General features: G+C 72.1%; 14 protein-coding genes. 5 read left to right on the forward strand and 9 right to left on the reverse strand.

What is annotated here, in order from left to right:
• Positions 1–424: 424 nt before the first annotated feature.
• Positions 425–2,332, forward strand: a complete 1,908-nt coding sequence (locus ACZ6S0_RS35375; RefSeq protein ID WP_465923680.1) for a calcineurin-like phosphoesterase C-terminal domain-containing protein — start codon at positions 425–427, stop codon at positions 2,330–2,332.
• 75 nt (positions 2,333–2,407) lie between these two features.
• On the opposite strand, the gene ACZ6S0_RS35380 is transcribed toward ACZ6S0_RS35375, so the two are convergent.
• From ACZ6S0_RS35380 to pdxR, 5 genes are all read right to left on the reverse strand, one after another.
• The gene (locus ACZ6S0_RS35380; protein WP_465923681.1) at positions 2,408–3,385 is read right to left on the reverse strand and encodes a quinone oxidoreductase family protein; all 978 of its coding nucleotides are present in this window, start codon (positions 3,383–3,385) and stop codon (positions 2,408–2,410) included.
• A gap of 103 nt (positions 3,386–3,488) precedes the next feature.
• On the reverse strand, positions 3,489–4,367 hold the full coding sequence (locus ACZ6S0_RS35385) for a dioxygenase family protein (protein WP_465923682.1): 879 nt from the start codon (positions 4,365–4,367) through the stop codon (positions 3,489–3,491).
• A gap of 150 nt (positions 4,368–4,517) precedes the next feature.
• Positions 4,518–5,873, reverse strand: coding sequence for an aspartyl protease family protein (locus ACZ6S0_RS35390; protein ID WP_465923683.1), 1,356 nt, complete (start codon positions 5,871–5,873; stop codon positions 4,518–4,520).
• 122 nt (positions 5,874–5,995) lie between these two features.
• Positions 5,996–6,799: an SAM-dependent methyltransferase gene (locus tag ACZ6S0_RS35395; protein ID WP_465923684.1), complete on the reverse strand. Its 804-nt coding sequence runs from the start codon at positions 6,797–6,799 to the stop codon at positions 5,996–5,998.
• A 133-nt stretch (positions 6,800–6,932) separates the two neighbouring features.
• Positions 6,933–8,387 carry a MocR-like pyridoxine biosynthesis transcription factor PdxR gene (gene pdxR, locus ACZ6S0_RS35400; protein WP_465923685.1) on the reverse strand — a complete coding sequence of 485 codons (1,455 nt, stop codon included), beginning with the start codon at positions 8,385–8,387 and terminating at the stop codon, positions 6,933–6,935.
• Between the two features lie 46 nt (positions 8,388–8,433).
• Here pdxR and ACZ6S0_RS35405 point away from each other — a divergent pair, with 46 nt between their 5' ends.
• Positions 8,434–8,883 (forward strand): carboxymuconolactone decarboxylase family protein, encoded by a 450-nt coding sequence (locus tag ACZ6S0_RS35405; protein WP_465923686.1) that lies wholly within the window; start codon positions 8,434–8,436, stop codon positions 8,881–8,883.
• Positions 8,880–10,070 (forward strand): MFS transporter, encoded by a 1,191-nt coding sequence (locus ACZ6S0_RS35410; RefSeq protein ID WP_465923687.1) that lies wholly within the window; start codon positions 8,880–8,882, stop codon positions 10,068–10,070. The genes ACZ6S0_RS35405 and ACZ6S0_RS35410 overlap by 4 nt, the downstream gene beginning before the upstream one ends.
• Positions 10,071–10,133: 63 nt before the next feature.
• Here ACZ6S0_RS35410 and ACZ6S0_RS35415 read toward each other — a convergent pair whose 3' ends face one another.
• Positions 10,134–10,724, reverse strand: a complete 591-nt coding sequence (locus ACZ6S0_RS35415) for a PadR family transcriptional regulator (protein ID WP_465923688.1) — start codon at positions 10,722–10,724, stop codon at positions 10,134–10,136.
• Positions 10,725–10,832: 108 nt separating this feature from the next.
• Here ACZ6S0_RS35415 and ACZ6S0_RS35420 point away from each other — a divergent pair, with 108 nt between their 5' ends.
• A complete protein-coding gene (locus tag ACZ6S0_RS35420) occupies positions 10,833–11,507 on the forward strand; it encodes an ABC transporter ATP-binding protein (protein WP_465923689.1) in 675 nt (224 codons plus the stop codon).
• A complete protein-coding gene (locus tag ACZ6S0_RS35425) occupies positions 11,504–14,278 on the forward strand; it encodes an FtsX-like permease family protein (protein WP_465923690.1) in 2,775 nt (924 codons plus the stop codon). The genes ACZ6S0_RS35420 and ACZ6S0_RS35425 overlap by 4 nt, the downstream gene beginning before the upstream one ends.
• A gap of 64 nt (positions 14,279–14,342) precedes the next feature.
• Here ACZ6S0_RS35425 and ACZ6S0_RS35430 read toward each other — a convergent pair whose 3' ends face one another.
• The 3 genes from ACZ6S0_RS35430 to ACZ6S0_RS35440 form a co-directional block, all read right to left on the reverse strand.
• Positions 14,343–15,005: a class I SAM-dependent DNA methyltransferase gene (locus ACZ6S0_RS35430; RefSeq protein WP_465923691.1), complete on the reverse strand. Its 663-nt coding sequence runs from the start codon at positions 15,003–15,005 to the stop codon at positions 14,343–14,345.
• 69 nt (positions 15,006–15,074) lie between these two features.
• A complete protein-coding gene (locus tag ACZ6S0_RS35435; RefSeq protein WP_465923692.1) occupies positions 15,075–15,242 on the reverse strand; it encodes a hypothetical protein in 168 nt (55 codons plus the stop codon).
• Between the two features lie 88 nt (positions 15,243–15,330).
• Positions 15,331–16,173: a hypothetical protein gene (locus ACZ6S0_RS35440; RefSeq protein WP_465923693.1), complete on the reverse strand. Its 843-nt coding sequence runs from the start codon at positions 16,171–16,173 to the stop codon at positions 15,331–15,333.
• Between the last annotated feature and the right edge of the window lie 7 nt (positions 16,174–16,180).

Consider the following 16,180-nt stretch of genomic DNA (forward strand, 5'->3'; position numbering starts at 1 on the left):
TCCCCCGCGAAGGAGGCGGCTCCCCGCGGATCTTCCTGGAGCGTTCCCGGTCACGCGGGCGCCTGGGTGCTGTCCAGCGACCTGCTCGACCCGTCCGGACGCGCGCTTCCCGCCGCCAACGACGACGGAGCCCCCGTCAATGTCTCCTCGACGTCGGGACCCTGCGCGCCGTCGAGCACGGCGGGCGGAGACGTCTGTCATGACCGTCGTCCGGGCGGTCCAGGGGCCGCCCGGCCATGAAACGTCCTTACCACGGCCCTGACCGGAGGTGCTCCGCACGGTGAGATCTCATCTGCGAGTCGGCCTCCATATGGTGCGCGTTCTCTCGCTCACGGGTCGCTGTTCAGGAGCGTCGTAAAAGATCGCCCCGCCGGCCCAGGAACGGCCGGCGCTTTCCCCGACGACGCATCGGAGAACAGTGCGCATGTTGAGTGCCTCATCCCGAGACCGCAACAAGCCCCGTGTCCCCTTGGCCCTGGCAGCCCTCGCGGTCGTCAGCTCGGCCGTGACCATCGTCCCCGCCACGGCCGCCCAGGCGACCTCGACCACCTCGGCGACCTCGGCGACGGGCAGGACCTGGAACGAGACCGCCTACCGCGGCCGCGTCGAGGTCGTCCGCGCCCAGGACGGCGCGGCCGACCCCGCCGTTCTGACCGGCAGGGTGTTCGTCGACGACGACCGCGACAGCGCGAGCGACAGGAACGAGCGCGGGCTCGGCGGTGTCCTGGTGTCGAACGGCCGCGACGTCGTCACCACCGACTCCCGTGGGGGCTACCGGCTGCCCGTCCACGACAACATGACGGTCTTCGTCACCCAGCCGTCCGGCTACCAAGTGCCCGTCGACGAGTCGAACGTCGCCCAGTTCCACTACAACCACCTGCCCGAGGGCTCGCCCGCGCTGCGCTACGGCGGCATCGCGCCGACCGGGCCGCTCCCGTCCGCGGTGAACTTCCCGCTCGTGCGCAGCTCGCTCACCCAGTCGTCGGAGCAGCACTGCGTGATCGCGGGCGACCTGCAGACGTACGACAAGGAGGAGGTCGAGTACGCCCGCAAGGGAGCGATCGGCGACCTGTCGAAGCGGAACGACTACCAGGGCTGCGGCACCCTGTTCATCGGTGACGTCGTCGGCGACGACCTGTCGCTCTACCCCGACGTGAAGGGGCTCACCGGCCTGACCAACGGGCCGGCCAGGTTCCTGCCCGGCAACCACGACCTCGACTTCGACGCCGAGACCGCCGAGCACTCCTTCGACACCTTCCGCGCCCAGCTCGCGCCCGCGTACTACTCGTACGACGTCGGCAACGTGCACGTCGTCGCGCTGAACACCGTGCGCTACCCGTGCACCCCCGACGTCGACAACGCCGACGGGCGGCGTCCGCAGTGCGCCGACCCGGCGAACCGTCCGGCCTACAACGGCCGGCTCGACGAGCACCAGCTCGCCTGGCTGGAGCGCGACCTGGCCAAGGTCGACCGCGACAAGCTCGTGGTGGTCGCCAGCCACATCGGGCTGCTGAACTTCGCCGACGAGAGCAGCCCGATCCACCAGGTGGACCAGGTCGGCCAGGTGTACGACCTGCTCAAGGGCCGCAAGGCCGTCGCCGTCGCCGGGCACAGCCACTCGATCGAGAACATGAGGACCGGCGACCGCGTCAAGGGCTGGCAGGACGTCTTCGGCGTCGACCGGCTGCCCTTCCCGCACATCACGGCGGGCGCGATCGCGGGCGACTGGTACTCCGGCGCGATCACCGAGGACGGCTACCCCGTCGCGGTCGGGCGTGACGGCGGCCGTCCCGGCGTGCTCACCCTCGACGTCAAGGGCAGCTCGTTCAAGGAGCGGTACACGGTGACCGGCGAGAGCGACCGGGTGCAGACGCAGCTCGGCGTCAACAGCCCCACCTACCGCCAGTGGTACGTCGACCGGCAGGCGTGGAACAAGACCCGCGAGGGCGCGGCGCCGGAACTGGGCGACCCGAACGTGGTGACCCGCGCCGACCTGGCCGGGCGCACCTGGCTCACCACCAACTTCTGGATGGGCGCCACCGGCTCCACCGTCAAGGTGAAGATCGACGGCGAGCGGGCGCGTCCGGCGGTCCGTACCCAGGAGCTGCGCGGTGAGGCGCAGCGCGTCGGCCCCGAGTGGTCCGACCCGCACGCCGTGGCGCAGCAGCTCGTCAACGGCGGCAGCGTCGCGGACCGGGCGATGCACCTGTGGCGGTTCGAGCTGCCCGCCGGCCTGTCCGAGGGCGAGCACCGCGCGGTGGTGACCGCGACCGACTCCTACGGTCGCCAGTTCACCGACACCCTGCGGTTCCGCGTCGTCGAGCAGCGATAACGCACCGCACCGCCCCTCCCCGCCCGCTCCTTCGGCCGACCGCCGCGGGGGCGGGCTCCCGCGTTCCCCGCGGCGTCAGGGTTCGATGACGACCCTGCCGCGTACCTTCCGCTCCGCCACGGCGCGGTAGGCGTCCTGGCCGTGGTCGAGGTCGAAGGTCTGCCTGATCGGCAGCGGCCGGAACTCGCCGCTCTCGAAGTGAGGGGTGATCCGGTCGAGGTACTCGGCGGAGGCGGTGGCGTCCAGTTTCCTGCTGTCCGCGCCCAGCATCCGCGCCTCGCGGTGGTAGAAGCCGGTGAGGTCGATCTCGACGGTGGCGGTGCCACCGGCGCTGATGACGACCAGGCGGCCACGCTGGGCGAGCGACGCCAGCGCTGCGGGCGTGGTGACGCCGCCGACCGCGTCGTAGACGACGTCGGCGCCCCGGCCGCCGGTGAGACGGCGCAGTTCGGCGGCGACGTCGGTGTCGTCGCCGAAGCGCACGAACTCGTCGACGAGTCCGGCCGCCGGGGTGTCGTCGGCCGGGGCGTGGCGGTCGACGCCCAGGACGCGCGCGGCGCCGACGGAGCGGGCGATCTGCGCGACGGCCCCGCCCACGCCCCCTGAGACGCCGAAGACGGCGATGGTCTCGCCCGCGGCGAGCCCGGCGGTCTCGATCGCGCCGAGCCAGCCGACCACGAAGTTCACGCCGACGGTCGCCGCCTCGGCGAAGTCGAGTACCTCGGGTTTGCGGGCCAGCGCGCCGACCGGCAGGGCCAGGCGTTGCGCGTGCGAGCCGTCGAGGGTGAAGCCGAGGTCGCCCCCGGTGCCCCACACCTCGGCGCCGAGCCACTCGTCGGGTCCGTCGAGTACGACCCCGGCGAAGTCGCGGCCGGGAACGCGCGGCAACGTGGTGTCCTCCATCCTGCCCGAGACGTTCATCACGTCAGAGGGGTTGACCGAGGCCGCCCGCACGGCGACCACCGCGACGCCGTCGGCGGCGACCGGGTCCGCGACCTCGCCGACGGACAGCACCTCGGGGCCGCCGAACCGCTCGAAGCGTAGCGCGCGCATGCTCGCCGTCCTTAGCCCGCTCCACCGATTGATGATCATCAGTACTTCCAGCAGTCGCTCGTCGCCGAGCAGCTCGCGCGGTCGAGCAGGCCGGGCGTCATCCTCAGCTCTCCTTGCGGGCCAGCGCGAACGTCCACTCCACGGTCTGGAACGGCTCGTCCACGCGGGTGCCGTCGGGGGCGGTCTCGCCCGCCTGGTGGTGCACGAAGTCCACCACGAGAGACCGTTTGACCCCGAAGACCGCGTCGCGCTCCAGGTAGGGGTCGTCGCTGCGGACCAGCATGGTGATCAGCGGCTCGAAGCCGTCGGCGTGCAGCCAGAAGTGCAGGTGCTCGGGGCGCATCGGGGAACGGTTCGCGGCCCGCAGGATCTCCCCGCACGGCCCGTCCGTGGGGACCGGGTAGTAGCGCGGGGCCACCGAGCGATACCAGAACCGCCCCTCGTCGTCGGCGATCAGCAGGGCGCGCATGGCGAGGTGGTGGTGCAGCTTCTCCTGCATCTGCACGTCGTAGAGGCCGTTCCCGTCGCTGTGCCAGGTGTCCACCCTGGCCCCGGCCACGGGATTTCCCTCCGTGTCGAGCACCCTGCCGTTCACGAACAGCGGGGTCCCCTCGGCCTCGCCGGAGATGTCCGACCCGTTCGCCGCCGTCGGCCGGCCTTCGACGTAGAAGGGGCCGAGCAGCGTCGAGTCCGTCACCGACGGCCCGTCCTCGTGGTTGATCAGGTCGACGAGGACGCTCAGGCCGAGAATGTCGGACAGCAGCACGAACTCCTGCCGCGTCGGACTGGTGATGTCGCCCACCCGCCGCAGGAAGTCGAGCGCCGTGAACCATTCGTCGCCGGTCAGCCGAACCTCGCGGGTGAAGTCGTGCAGATGCCGCACCAGGTGGACGAACAACTCCTTGAAACGCTCATCCTGCGCGCCGTCGAAAGTCCGCTGCACCGCCTCGGTGATCGAGTTCTCCGTGAGGTCGAGGTACATCGCATGTCTCCTGCCGACAAGGGCCAGTCCCGACTTACGTACCCTGGTCGGGACATGGGTTCATCGCGCGGTGCCACGCCTTTGCCAACGGTCTCCGGCTTTTCCCTCCCGTTCCGTAAAGTCGCGGGGAGAACTCAAAAGGACGTCATTTCATCGGGCGGCGTCGGGGGTCATGGAGTCGCCGGTGATGTACAGGTTCATGTTGGCGTAGTCGAAGGTGATGGCGAACGGTTTGAAGAAGTCGTGCGTGAAGTTGGCGATGGTGTCGAACCCCATGTTGTCGTCGACGCGGGGGTTCTCCTCCGCCCATCCTTTGACGCGCCGCCTCGTCGCCTTGCCGAGGCTGATCCGCTCGGGGTAGATGGCGTAGCGCACCTTGCCGTTGATCTCCTCGGGCGCGCCGAGCTGGATCCCGGCCCGCTCTGCCATCGCCAGCGAGGTGCCCATGCCGCGGCCGGGTCCGCCGGTGTCGAAGGTGGCGACCCTGGGGCCGTAGTCGTTGAGGCTGCCCAGGGTGAGCGGGAAATGGTCCTTCGCCAGCCACAACGGCAGCACGTCGCCGGGCACGCGCCGGGCCTCGGCGCGGAATCGGCGGAGGTTGTCCTCGGTCTTGCGGCGCAGCACGAACTGCTTGTGGCCGTAGTCCATGGTGGTCAGGAAATGGTAGAAGTGCACGGTCCCGATCGTGCCCTGCGCCTGGGAGCCGTCGGGCAGGGGCGGCCGGATGGCCTCGTTCCAGTGGACGGGCGCGTTGCGCACCTCGATGTCGCCGATGCGGACCGACTCGGCAATGCCGTAGTACATGGTGAACAGTTGCCCGTCCGCGCTGCCCGTGCTGGTGGACACCACCTTCAGACCGGCCTCGCGGGCCAGCTCCATGGTCAGGCCGGCCGTGGTGCCGCCGGTGTCGAGCTGGAAGATCTTCGGGGCCGTCCCGTTGATCGAGATCTCCATGTGCGGCAGGGGGTCGAGCCCGAGGAACGGGATCCGGGTGGTCTGCGGCCCGTGCACCTGCCAGGGCTTGCCCTCGATGCGCTCGTACAGGGTGGCGTGGGCGAGGTCGGTGGCGGTGCCGCGCCTGCGCAGCCACGGCACGGCCTCCGTCAGCCGGTCCTGACGTACGTAGCAGTCCGCCAGTTGGTAGAGGACGAACTGGTCGTCGGGCTTCAGCTCGGCGGCCTTCGTCAGGAACCGCTCGGCGTCCGCGAACCGGTTGGACAGCAGCGCGATGTACCCGATCTGCCCCGCGGCGTGCGCGTCGTCGGCGTTGTCGCGCAACCGGCGGCGGTAGCCGAGTTCGGCCTCCTTGAAGCGGCCGTCCTTGAACAACTGGTCTGGGTCGGCGGTGGGTCCAGTGGTGGGCCCAGTAGTGGGCTCAGCGGCGGCGAGGGCGCCCGCGCCGCCGACGTCGAGCAGGGGCAGCGCCGCGCCCGCCGCGGCGGCCAGGCCCGCCTGCTTCAGGAACCGCCGGCGACGCATGCCTTCTGCGGATCTCTCGTTGCTCATCATGATCTCCTCTGTGGCCGGTGAGGAGTCATGACACCAGGAGCGATGTTTCCCGGGTGTTTATCCGCTCGATGTAAATTCGCGCCGTGCCGACTTGCGCGGCGTCCATCCGCGCGGCGTGGTCACGGCTTGCGGGCCACGCCCCCGTACGCGTCGATGAACGGCGCCTCCTCGTCGCCCGCCAGCCCCCACCGGCTGATCGGCGCCAGTCCCGGCCCCACCAGGCTCAGCCCCTCGAAGCAACTGGTCAGCTCTTCCAGCGAGCGCAGATAGTACGGGACCGCCCCGGTCTCGGCCAGCTTGTCGCTGCCCTCGGAGACCGCCTCGCCCGTCGCCGTACCGTCCCACAGCACCAGGTAACTGCCTGACGGCACGGTCCGCACGACCCGGTCGATGATCGAGCGCATCACCCCCATCTCCTCCACGTAGCCGAGCACGCCCATGAACATCACGGCGATCGGCTTGGTGAAGTCGAGGACCTTGCGGGCCTCCGCGACGATCCGCTCGGGATCGTGGTAGTCGCCGTCGACGTAGGCGGTGACGCCCTCGGGCGAGGTGTTCTTGAGCAGCGCGCGGGCGTGCACGAGCACCAGCGGGTCGTTGTCGACGTAGACGATGCGCGCGGACGGGTCGATCGACTGGGCGACCTCGTGGGTGTTCTGCATCGTGGGCAGGCCCGTGCCGATGTCGAGGAACTGGGAGATCCCGGCCTCGGCGGTGAGGTGGCGCACCGCCCGCGTGAGGAACCGGCGCGACTGCACGGCCATCTGGACGATCTCCGGGTAGACCTTCGCCACGGCGTCGCCCGCGGCGCGGTCGGCCGCGAAGTTGTCCTTGCCGCCCATCCAGTAGTTCCAGATCCGGGCGGCGTGCGGGATCTCGGGCTTGAACTTCGCGGCGAGGTCGGAGCGATCGTTGCTCATCATCGGGCTCTCTGTGGGAGAAGACGCTGGGGCTTCGCGCACATGATCGTACGTGGTCGGCTCGGTGACATCGCGGTTCATCGCGACTTTTCGCCCAAATGATTTCAATTCGACAGGCGATCCGCGCGGGGCCGCGTCAGCCGTCGTGCTCCGGCCGGTCGGGCAGGGCCAGGCACAACGCGTCCAGCGCCGCGGCGAAGGCGTGGTCCGGTGGCGTGCCGTAGCCGATGACGAGGCCGTCGCGCGGCGGCATCGTACTGTCGGGGTGGCGGTAGGGGCGCAGCCCGTCGAGGGCCAGCCCCTGTCTCCTGGCCGCGCGCAGGGTGGCGTCCTCGGTGTGCTCCGGCAGTTCGAGCACGGCGTGCAGCCCCGCCGCGATGCCGCTGACCTCGATGTGCGGGGCGCGCTGGGCCAGCGTGCCCACCAGCAGGTCACGGCGACGCCGGTAGTGCTGCCGCATGCGGCGCAGGTGCCGGTCGTAGGCGCCGCGGGCGATGAAGTCGGCCAGGGTGAGCTGGTCGAGCACGCCCGACCACAGCTCCCTCGGCCCCTTGGCGGCGACGATGTCGTCGACGAGCCGCCCCGGCAGCACCATCCAGCCCAGCCGCAGCGCCGGAGACAGGCTCTTGCTGGTGGAGCCGAGGTAGACGACCCGGTCGGGGTCGAGGCCCTGCACCGCGCCGACCGGCTGCCGGTCGTAGCGGAACTCGCCGTCGTAGTCGTCCTCGACCAGCAGTCCGCCGCGCGAACGGGCCCAGTCGACGACCGCCGCGCGGCGCTCCGGGTGCAGCGGGCCGCCGGTGGGGAACTGGTGCGCGGGCGTGAGCAGGACGGCCTCGGCGCCGGTGCCCGGCAACTCGTCGATCCTGGCCCCGCGGGAGTCGACCGTCAGCGGAACCGTACGCAGGCCCGCCTCCTCCAGCAGACCCCGGTGGAACTCCAGCCCGTACGACTCCACCGCGACCGGCCCGTCGAGCACGTCACCCAGCAGCGTCAGCCCATGCGCGAACCCGGAGCAGATCACGATCCGGTCCGGCTCGGCACGCACGCCCCTGGCGCGGGCCAGGTACTCCGCGAGCGTCTCGCGAAGCTCCGCCCTGCCGCGCGGGTCGCCCACGCCGAAGGCGTCGTTGGGAGCCGCGGCGACGGCCCGGCGCGCGGAGGTGAGCCAGGCGGCCCGTGGGAACGTGGCCGCGTCGGGGGAACTGGGCATCAGGTCGTGCTGGACACGGCGGCGGGCCGGGCGCTGCGGGCGGCGCGACCGGTCAGGAGTGAGCGGGGTGGCCCGCCGGGCGACCCGGGTGCCGGAGCCCTGGCGAGCCGAGAGCCAGCCCTCCTCGACGAGTTCGGCGTAGGCGTCGGCGGCGGTGTTGCGGGCGATGCCCAGATCCTGCGCGAGGGTGCGGTAGGGCGGCAGCCGGGTGCCGGGGGCGAGCCGGCCGGAGCGGATGGCCTCGCGCAGCGCGTGCATGAGCTGACTCCGCAGGCTTCCCTCGCCGGACAGCTCCAGGTGGAGATCCGCCCCTGCGGCCCGGCCGGGCTCGGCTCGCGCGGCGTCGGGCTCCGGGGGATTGACCCAGATTTCTGCCATCGGAATGCACCATATCCTGGGTCGCTTCGGTTTCTAGGGTCGGGGCATGACAACGTTCCAGGTGCCTCAGCGCATGAACTTCGCCACTGTCGCCCCCAAGGTCTTCAAGGCCGTCCTGTCTCTTGACGCCGCCGCCAGGGAGGGGCTCGACCCCGTCCTGCTGGAGCTGGTGCAGATCCGGATCGCCCAGGTGAACCGCTGTGCCTACTGCATCGACTACCACACCACCGACGCCCGCAAGGCCGGGGAGACGGAGGAACGCGTCTACCAGCTCTCCGCCTGGGAGGAGTCGAGCCTGTTCACCGAGCGGGAGCGGGCCGCCCTGGCGCTGGCCGAGGCCGTCACCCTGCTGCCTCAGGGCGTGCCGGACCACGTCTACGACGAGGCCGCGCGGCACTTCGAGGACAAGGAACTGGCCCAGCTCATCGCGCTCGTCTTCACCGCCAACGCGTGGAACCGGATGAACGTCACCACCCGCAAGACGCCCGGCGCGTGACCACCGTCGAGAGACCGGTGCCCGCGGGCGCGGGCCGTTCGCCGGTCAAGGGCTGGCTCGCCGTCCTCGCGGTGACCCTGGGCATCTTCTCCCTGATGACCTCCGAACTGCTGCCCGTGGGCCTGCTCACCCCGGTCGGCTCCGACCTGGACGTCTCCGAAGGCACCGCCGGGCTCATGGTGACCGTGCCCGGCCTGGTCGCGGCCGTCACCGCGCCGCTGGTCACCGTGGCCACCGGCCGGGTCGACCGGCGCGTCGTGCTGGCGCTGCTGATCGGCCTGATGGGCGCGGCGAACCTGGCCTCCGCCTTCGCGACCGGCTTCGCCGTCGTCCTGGTCGCCCGGTTCCTGATCGGCGTCAGCGTCGGCGGCTTCTGGTCCATCGCGGGCGGCATAGCGCTGCGGCTGGTGCCGGAGCAGCACGTCCCGCGCGCCACCGCGGTCATCTTCGGCGGCGTCGAGACCGCGTCCGTCCTGGGGGTGCCCACGGGGACGTTCATCGGTGACCTCAGCGGCTGGCGCACCGCGTTCGCCGTCGTGGGGATTCTCGGGCTGACCTCGCTGGCCTGCATGCTCTTCCTGATGCCGAAGGTGCCTGCGGAGCGGGGCATCACGTTCGCGGACCTGCCGAGGGTCTTCAGGGGCAACGCGGGCGTACGCGCCGGGATCGCCGTCACCTTCCTCGTGATCACCGGTCACTTCCTGGCCTACACGTTCGTCCGGCCGATCCTCCAGGACGACGGCGTCGGCGACGGCCTGATCGGCGTGCTGCTGCTGGCCTTCGGCGTCGCCGGCATCTGCGGCAACTTCATCGCCGGGGCGCTCGTCGCCAGGCGGCTACGGCGGACCGTCGCGGGCATCGCCGTAGTGCTCCCCGCCGCCATGGTGCTCTTCGCGCTCGTCGGCGACAGCGCCGTCACCGCGGGCGCCGTCCTGGTGCTGTGGGGTCTGGGCTACGGCGCGGTGCCGGTCACGTTCCAGACCTGGATCCTCGACGCCGCGCCCGACGCCGGTGAGGCGGCCTCCTCGCTGTACGTCTCCACGTTCAACCTGGCCATCGCGTTCGGCGCGTTCGCCGGCGGTCTCGCCGTCGACGGCATCGGCACCGCGAGCGTGCTCTGGATCGGCGCCGTCCTCGCCCTCCTGGCTCTGGTCGTGATCCGCGGCGCGCCCCGCGCCGAGGGGTGAGGCCCGCCCCCGTCGCAGGTCAACGCCGCCGCCCGGCGCTCCCCGAGCGGCGGCCCGCCCGGGTCAGCCGGTCCGCTCCTGGTCCGTGCCCGGCTCGGTGGCCTCCGGCGCCACCGACGGCGCCACGGCCTCTTCCGCGATCGCGGCGAGGCGGCGTTCGGCGCTCTCGACGACCTGGAGGTCCGCCTTGAGGTGCGCGACGGCCGCGTCCATCAGCAGCCCCACCAGCGGGTCGGGCTCGGCCTGCCGCCGCAGCGCGGCCAGCCCGGCCAGGTCCGACAGGTACGCCTGCCGCTGCGCCGCCGTGAACGCGTCCAGCGTGTCGCGCCCCAGCCGGGTGGCGGCCAGCAGCTTGAGGAACAGCTCGTCCCTGAAACCGCCCGTACGCACGTGCGGCGCGGTGGCCCACCCGGTCAGCTCCGTCGCGCCGGCCCGGGTGAGCTGGTAGAGCGTCTTGTCCGGCCGGTCCTGCTGGGCGACGTGGCTGCGGACCACGTGCCCGTCCCTGACCAGGCGATCGAGGATCTGGTAGAGGTGGCCGATGTTGAGCCCGCCCCACTGGGGGCCGATGGCCGCCTCGAAGCGGCTCTTCAGCTCGTACCCGTGGCTGGGGCCGTCGGCGAGCAGGGCGAGGACGGCGTGACTGAGCGGCATTGTCAGATCATTTCCCGGTTTCCTAGATTGTCGCAATGTATCGGTAGAGATCGCTTCTACATTGTGACAATGTAGGGGGGCATGGGAGTAGCAATCACCCTTCGGGGCGTGAGCCGTGTCCACGGGACGGCCAAGGCGCTCGACGACGTGAGCCTGGAGTTCGCCGCGGGCGGCGCGACCGCGCTGATGGGACATTCCGGCGCGGGCAAGTCCACCCTGCTGCAACTCGTCGGGGGCATGGACCTGCCCGACTCCGGGGAGATCGTCGTCGACGGCACGCCCTTACCGCGCCGCGGCCTCGACACGCACCGCCGGCGGACCGGGTTCGTGTTCCAGCGCTTCCACCTGCTGCCCGCGCTCAGCGTGCTGGACAACGTGCTGGCGCCGGTGCTGCCGTACCGGGTGGGCTTCGACCGGCAGGCGCGCGGGCGTGAGCTGCTGGAGGCGGTCGGGCTGGCGGGCCGGGAACGCGCGCTCCCGTCACAGCTCTCCGGGGGCCAGCAGCAGCGGGTGGCCATCGCCCGCGCGCTGATCGCCCGGCCGCCGCTGCTGCTGGCCGACGAGCCCACCGGCAACCTCGACAGCGCCACCGGCCAGGAGATCGTGGACCTGCTGTTCGGCCTGCGCGAGCGCTACGGCATGACCATGCTCATCGCCACCCACAACCCCGAGCTGGCCGCCACCTGCGGCCGGCTGGTACGGCTCGCCGACGGCCGGGTGGTGGGCGACGACGTCGTGGCACCCGCCTCCGACGTGCTCGACCGCATCGGCAGGCTCGGATGATCCGGCTCGTCCGCGCCCAGCTCAGGCACCGCGCGGGGCGCGCCCTGGTGCTGCTGCTCGGCATCGTGGTGGCCGCGACCGGGTTCAGCGTGCTGACCGGCACCGCCGAGACGCAGCGTCTGGAGATCACCGGCACGGTCAAGGACAACTACCGGGCCCAGTACGACATCCTCGTCCGGCCCAAGGGCTCGACCACCGCCATCGAACGCTCGACCGGCCTGGTCAGGGCCAACTACCTGTCCGGCATCCACGGCGGCATCACGCTCGACCAGCTCGCCGCGGTCGAACGGCTCGACGGCATCGAGGTGGCCGCGCCGATCGGCATGGTCGGCTACTTCACCGGCAGCGGAACCGTACAGGTGCCGGTCACCGAGACGCTGGCCGACGGCGAGCGGACGATGCTGCGCGTGGACCGTACCCGGGTGGCCGACCGCGGCCTCACCAGGATCGAGGGCGCGCCCCACTACCAGTACGTCACCCGCCGCCCCCTGACCTTCACCATGGAGGACGGCGGCGAGAGGCTCGACCTCACCACGGAACGCCTGCCCTCCGGCAAGGAGGTCACCCTGGGCGACTCGCTCACCTGGCGCGATAAAGACGACCCCGCCGACAACACCGCCCACCCCGGCCCGACCGCCGACGCCTGGTCCACCCGCGACGGCAGAGGAGAGGGGGCGCCCCTGCCGTGGGGCAAGGGCGGCGCCAAGAAGGGCGAGGCCGTGGTGGACCTCACCCAGGACTTCCCGCTCCTGCTCGCCGCCGTCGACCCGGTGGCCGAGGCCCGGCTCGCGGGCCTGGACCAGGCCGTGGTGTCGGGCTCGTACTTCGGGACCGGGACCGGGGCCGGGCTGACCAAGTGGGACGTGCCGCTGCTGGCCACCACCCGGCCGCTCATGGACCAGCGCGAGGAGGTCGTCGTCAACCGGCTGCCCGCCGCCGCGGCCGAGCTGGTCGCGGACGGCGCGTCCGCCGCCAAGGTACGCGACTACCTGGAAGGGCAGCGGGGCACACCGGTGAAGAAAGTGACCGTGCAGCCGCAGGCGTTCTACGAGGACCTCCTCGACACCTGGACCAACCAGGGCAGCGGGCTCCAGTCGGGCGTGTTCGCGCCGCTCACCCGCTACTGGACCGCGGGTCCCGTCACCTACGAACGCGACGCGAACGGGGCCCTGATCCCCAAGCAGGTGACCAACGACCCGAAGGTCTGGCAGGACGACGAATGGCCGGGCGGCGCTCCCGTCGGCGCGGCCGACGCCCAGTTCCGCGAGCTGACCGTGCACCGGCTGGCCACCGGCCTGAGCGGCGAGGACGGGCTCGGCGGCCCGCTGATGTTCAAGCTCATGGGACGGTTCGACGCCACGCGGCTGCCCGGCTTCTCCGAGCTGGCGCAGGTGCCGATGGAGACGTACCATCCGCCGGCCGTGACCGCGGCGGACGGGCGTACCGGCGAGCTGCTGGGCGGGAAGGACCTGCTGCCCACCGACAACGTGGCCGGCTACCTGCAGGCGCCGCCGCTCCTGCTGACCGACCTCGGCGGCCTGGACAAGATCGTGCGGCGGGACCGCGACGGCGACCTCGCCCGGGCGCCGCTGAGCGTGGTCAGGGTCCGGGTGGCCGGTGTGACCGGGCCCGACCCGGTCAGCAGGGAACGCATCGCGCAGGTCGCCCGCGAGATCGTGGCCGCCACCGGCCTGGAGGTGGACATCACGATGGGCGCCTCCCCCACACCGGTCACGGTCGCGCTGCCCGCCGGCTCGCACGGCCGCCCGGCGCTCACCCTCCAGGAGGGCTGGGTGGGCAAGGGCGCCGCGTACCGCATCCTGGACGAGGCCGACCGCAAGTCCGTCGTCCTGTTCGTGCTGATCCTGGCCGTGTGCGCGATGTTCGTGCTGAACGCCGCCTCGGCCATGGTCCGCACCCGGCGCTCGGAGCTGGGCGTGCTGTCCTGTCTCGGGTGGAGCAGGAGGCGGGTGTTCGGGTCAGTTTTGTGGGAGGTGGGCGCGGTCGGGCTGGTCGCCGGGCTGCTGTCGGCCGCACTCGCCGTCCCGCTGTCCTCGTGGTCCGGGCTGGAGGTGTCGCTGCCCCGCGCGCTGCTGGCCGTGCCCGCCGCGCTGGTGCTGGCGCTCGCGGCGGGGGCGGTGCCGGCCTGGCGGGCCTCGGCCGTACCTCCCATGGCGGCGGTGCGCGCAGGGGCCCGGCCACCGCGCCGGGCCGCCTCCCCGCGCGGCGTCACGGGGCTGGCCCTCGCGCAACTGGTCAGGGTGCCGGGCCGGACGCTGCTCGGCGCGAGCACGCTCATGGTGTGCGTGTTCGCGCTCACCGTGCTGCTCGCGGTCACCTACGGCTTCCACGGCCGGGTCATCGGCTCCCTGCTCGGCGACGCGATCGTGGTCCAGGCCAGGCCCGCGGACTACGTGGCGATCGCGATCATGTTCGCGCTCGGCGCGCTGGCCGTGGCCGACGTCCTCTACCTGGGCGTACGCGAGCGGGACGCGGAGCTGGCCACCCTGCGCGCCACCGGCTGGCGGGCCCGTACGGTGCTGCGCCTGGTGCTGTCGGAGGGCGCGGGCATCGGGCTGCTCGGCGGGCTGGCGGGGGCCGTCGCCGGGCTCGCGGGAGCGGCCGCGCTGGCGGGCGGGCTGCCGGGCGTGGCGGTCGCCGGGGCGTTGGCCGCAGGGGGCGCGGCGGTCGTGCTGGCCGTCGTCTCCTCGGCCGTCCCCGCGACCGTCGCCGGGAGGTCGCGGCTCGCCACGGCACTGGCCCGCGAGTAGCCGGCCGGGCCCGTGCGTACCTCGGGTACGTACGGGCCTCGGCTCGGGGGATGAGACCGCGCGGTCAGGACTCGGCGGGCTTGTGGGCCAGGAAGAACGCCTGCCGGCCCGAGCGGGGCCGCTCGCTCTCGTCGGGCTCGCGGATCAGTTGGGCGTCCATGACGAGTCCGGCCTTGCCCAGCAGCTCGGCGATCTGCTCGGGGGGATTCCAGTAGACGTCGAGTGACAGCTCGTGGCCGTAGCCCCGGTCGAGATGGCGCCGTTGGTCACCGACCTTGAACGCCAGCAGCAGATGACCGCCGGGCGCCAGCACCCGATGGATCTCGGCGAACACCGTCGGCAACAGCTCCGGAGGGGTGTGCACGGTCGAGTACCAGGCGACCGCGCCGCCGACGGCCCCGTCCGCCAGCTCCAAACCGGTCATCGAGCCCACCTCGAACCGCAGGTCCGGATGGCTCCTGCGGGCGACGGCGACCATCTCAGGCGACAGGTCGATGCCGAAGGCGGGCACGCCGAGCGAACGCAGATGGGCGGTGACGCGGCCGGGGCCGCAGCCGAGGTCGGCGACCTCCCCGGCGCCCGGCGCCCGCACGAGTTCGGCGAACGCCGCCAGCATGGCGCGGTCGAAAGGCTTGGTGTCGAGCTCGTCCCGGAGAAGCTCGGCGTAGTCTGCGGCGACGGTGTCGTAGGCCACGCGGGTGGAGTGCAGATAGGCGGACTCGGTCATGGCCAAGGACGATAGCCCCGCCGGGCGCGGCCGGTCAGCCGGGTTGGGCCCGCTCCCGGATCAGCTCGATCAGGCCGGCGAAGCTGTCCCTGCCGTGACCTGCGGCGCCCCGGTCTCGGGACCGGCCTCGTCCCAGGCCATGACGTTCCGCCCCGCCGCCGCGAGGGCGCGGGCCAGGGCCGCGCCCCGAGGGTTCGTCCCGATCATCGCCACCACGGCGTCCTTCTTGTCAGCCATGACCTTCTCCCGCGTCGAAGAGGGATCAGGGCCGCTCGATCGAGCGGCCCTGGGGCGGTCACGCTAATCCCTCACATGGATGTGAGAGTCAAGCGGGGGACCCCTGCGCGGCGGGCTCTGTCGCCCTTTGCGCGGGCCTGATCGCCTCGCCCAGGCGCTGCACCTCCGCTTCCGGGGGAGCCGCGCGTTCCGGCTCCCGTACGCCGTGGTCGCGGAACTCCAGGATCGTACGCGCGGGCCCCGCGACGATCTCCAGCCTGCGTACGCGGCCCTCCTCGTCGACCTCCACCGTGCCCGTCAGCGCCTGGCCCAGCTCCTCGGCGACGGGCAGCTCGAACGTGTAGCGCCCCTGGCCCGTCTCCACCACCTTGTCGGCCGCCTCGAGCTGCCGCAACGCGGCGGCCGGGTCCGGGAAGCCCTGCTTGGCCAGGGCGTGCACCGGCCCCCGATCCTCCACCTTTTCGGTGGCCACCCACCGCTTGCCCTCCGGGATCCCGGCCAGGATCTGTTCCGGCAGGTCGGCCGGGAGCCGGCGGTAGACCGTGTCGCCGATGAAGATCACCTCGTAGGCCGGCTCGCGCACCTGGGCGTGGCCGTACCGGGTGGCCGGGTCGAAGAAGCCGTCGACGACCCGTTCGTACGGCCGGCCGTCCGGGATCTCCTGCGTCGTCACCACGTGGCTGCGGAAGCTCTCGGTCGCGGTACGCTCCGCCGCCGCCGCCACGGCCGCCTGCGCCGACGGCGCCGTGACGAACTGCGAGGTCACCAGCGTGACCGCCACCACCATCGCGGCCAGTCCCGAGACCAGGGCCGGGACGAGGATCGGCCGCCTGCCTCTCTTGACCTTGGCCATGAGGTCGGGCTCGGGGGGAAGGTCGGCGCTGGCCCGTGCCAGCAGCGCGCGTACGATCTGCTCTTCTGTTCTGTCCATTCGTCTC

Source organism: Nonomuraea sp. NPDC051298 (assembly GCF_055586305.1).

What these genes read in the sequence shown, in the direction of transcription:
- ACZ6S0_RS35375 (WP_465923680.1), top strand. Translation starts at nt 425, where the DNA reads ATGTTGAGTGCCTCATCCCGAGACCGCAACAAGCCCCGTGTCCCCTTG.
- ACZ6S0_RS35380 (WP_465923681.1), bottom strand. Translation starts at nt 3,385, where the DNA reads ATGCGCGCGCTACGCTTCGAGCGGTTCGGCGGCCCCGAGGTGCTGTCC.
- ACZ6S0_RS35385 (WP_465923682.1), bottom strand. Translation starts at nt 4,367, where the DNA reads ATGTACCTCGACCTCACGGAGAACTCGATCACCGAGGCGGTGCAGCGG.
- ACZ6S0_RS35390 (WP_465923683.1), bottom strand. Translation starts at nt 5,873, where the DNA reads ATGAGCAACGAGAGATCCGCAGAAGGCATGCGTCGCCGGCGGTTCCTG.
- ACZ6S0_RS35395 (WP_465923684.1), bottom strand. Translation starts at nt 6,799, where the DNA reads ATGATGAGCAACGATCGCTCCGACCTCGCCGCGAAGTTCAAGCCCGAG.
- pdxR (WP_465923685.1), bottom strand. Translation starts at nt 8,387, where the DNA reads ATGGCAGAAATCTGGGTCAATCCCCCGGAGCCCGACGCCGCGCGAGCC.
- ACZ6S0_RS35405 (WP_465923686.1), top strand. Translation starts at nt 8,434, where the DNA reads ATGACAACGTTCCAGGTGCCTCAGCGCATGAACTTCGCCACTGTCGCC.
- ACZ6S0_RS35415 (WP_465923688.1), bottom strand. Translation starts at nt 10,724, where the DNA reads ATGCCGCTCAGTCACGCCGTCCTCGCCCTGCTCGCCGACGGCCCCAGC.
- ACZ6S0_RS35425 (WP_465923690.1), top strand. Translation starts at nt 11,504, where the DNA reads ATGATCCGGCTCGTCCGCGCCCAGCTCAGGCACCGCGCGGGGCGCGCC.
- ACZ6S0_RS35430 (WP_465923691.1), bottom strand. Translation starts at nt 15,005, where the DNA reads ATGACCGAGTCCGCCTATCTGCACTCCACCCGCGTGGCCTACGACACC.
- ACZ6S0_RS35435 (WP_465923692.1), bottom strand. Translation starts at nt 15,242, where the DNA reads ATGGCTGACAAGAAGGACGCCGTGGTGGCGATGATCGGGACGAACCCT.
- ACZ6S0_RS35440 (WP_465923693.1), bottom strand. Translation starts at nt 16,173, where the DNA reads ATGGACAGAACAGAAGAGCAGATCGTACGCGCGCTGCTGGCACGGGCC.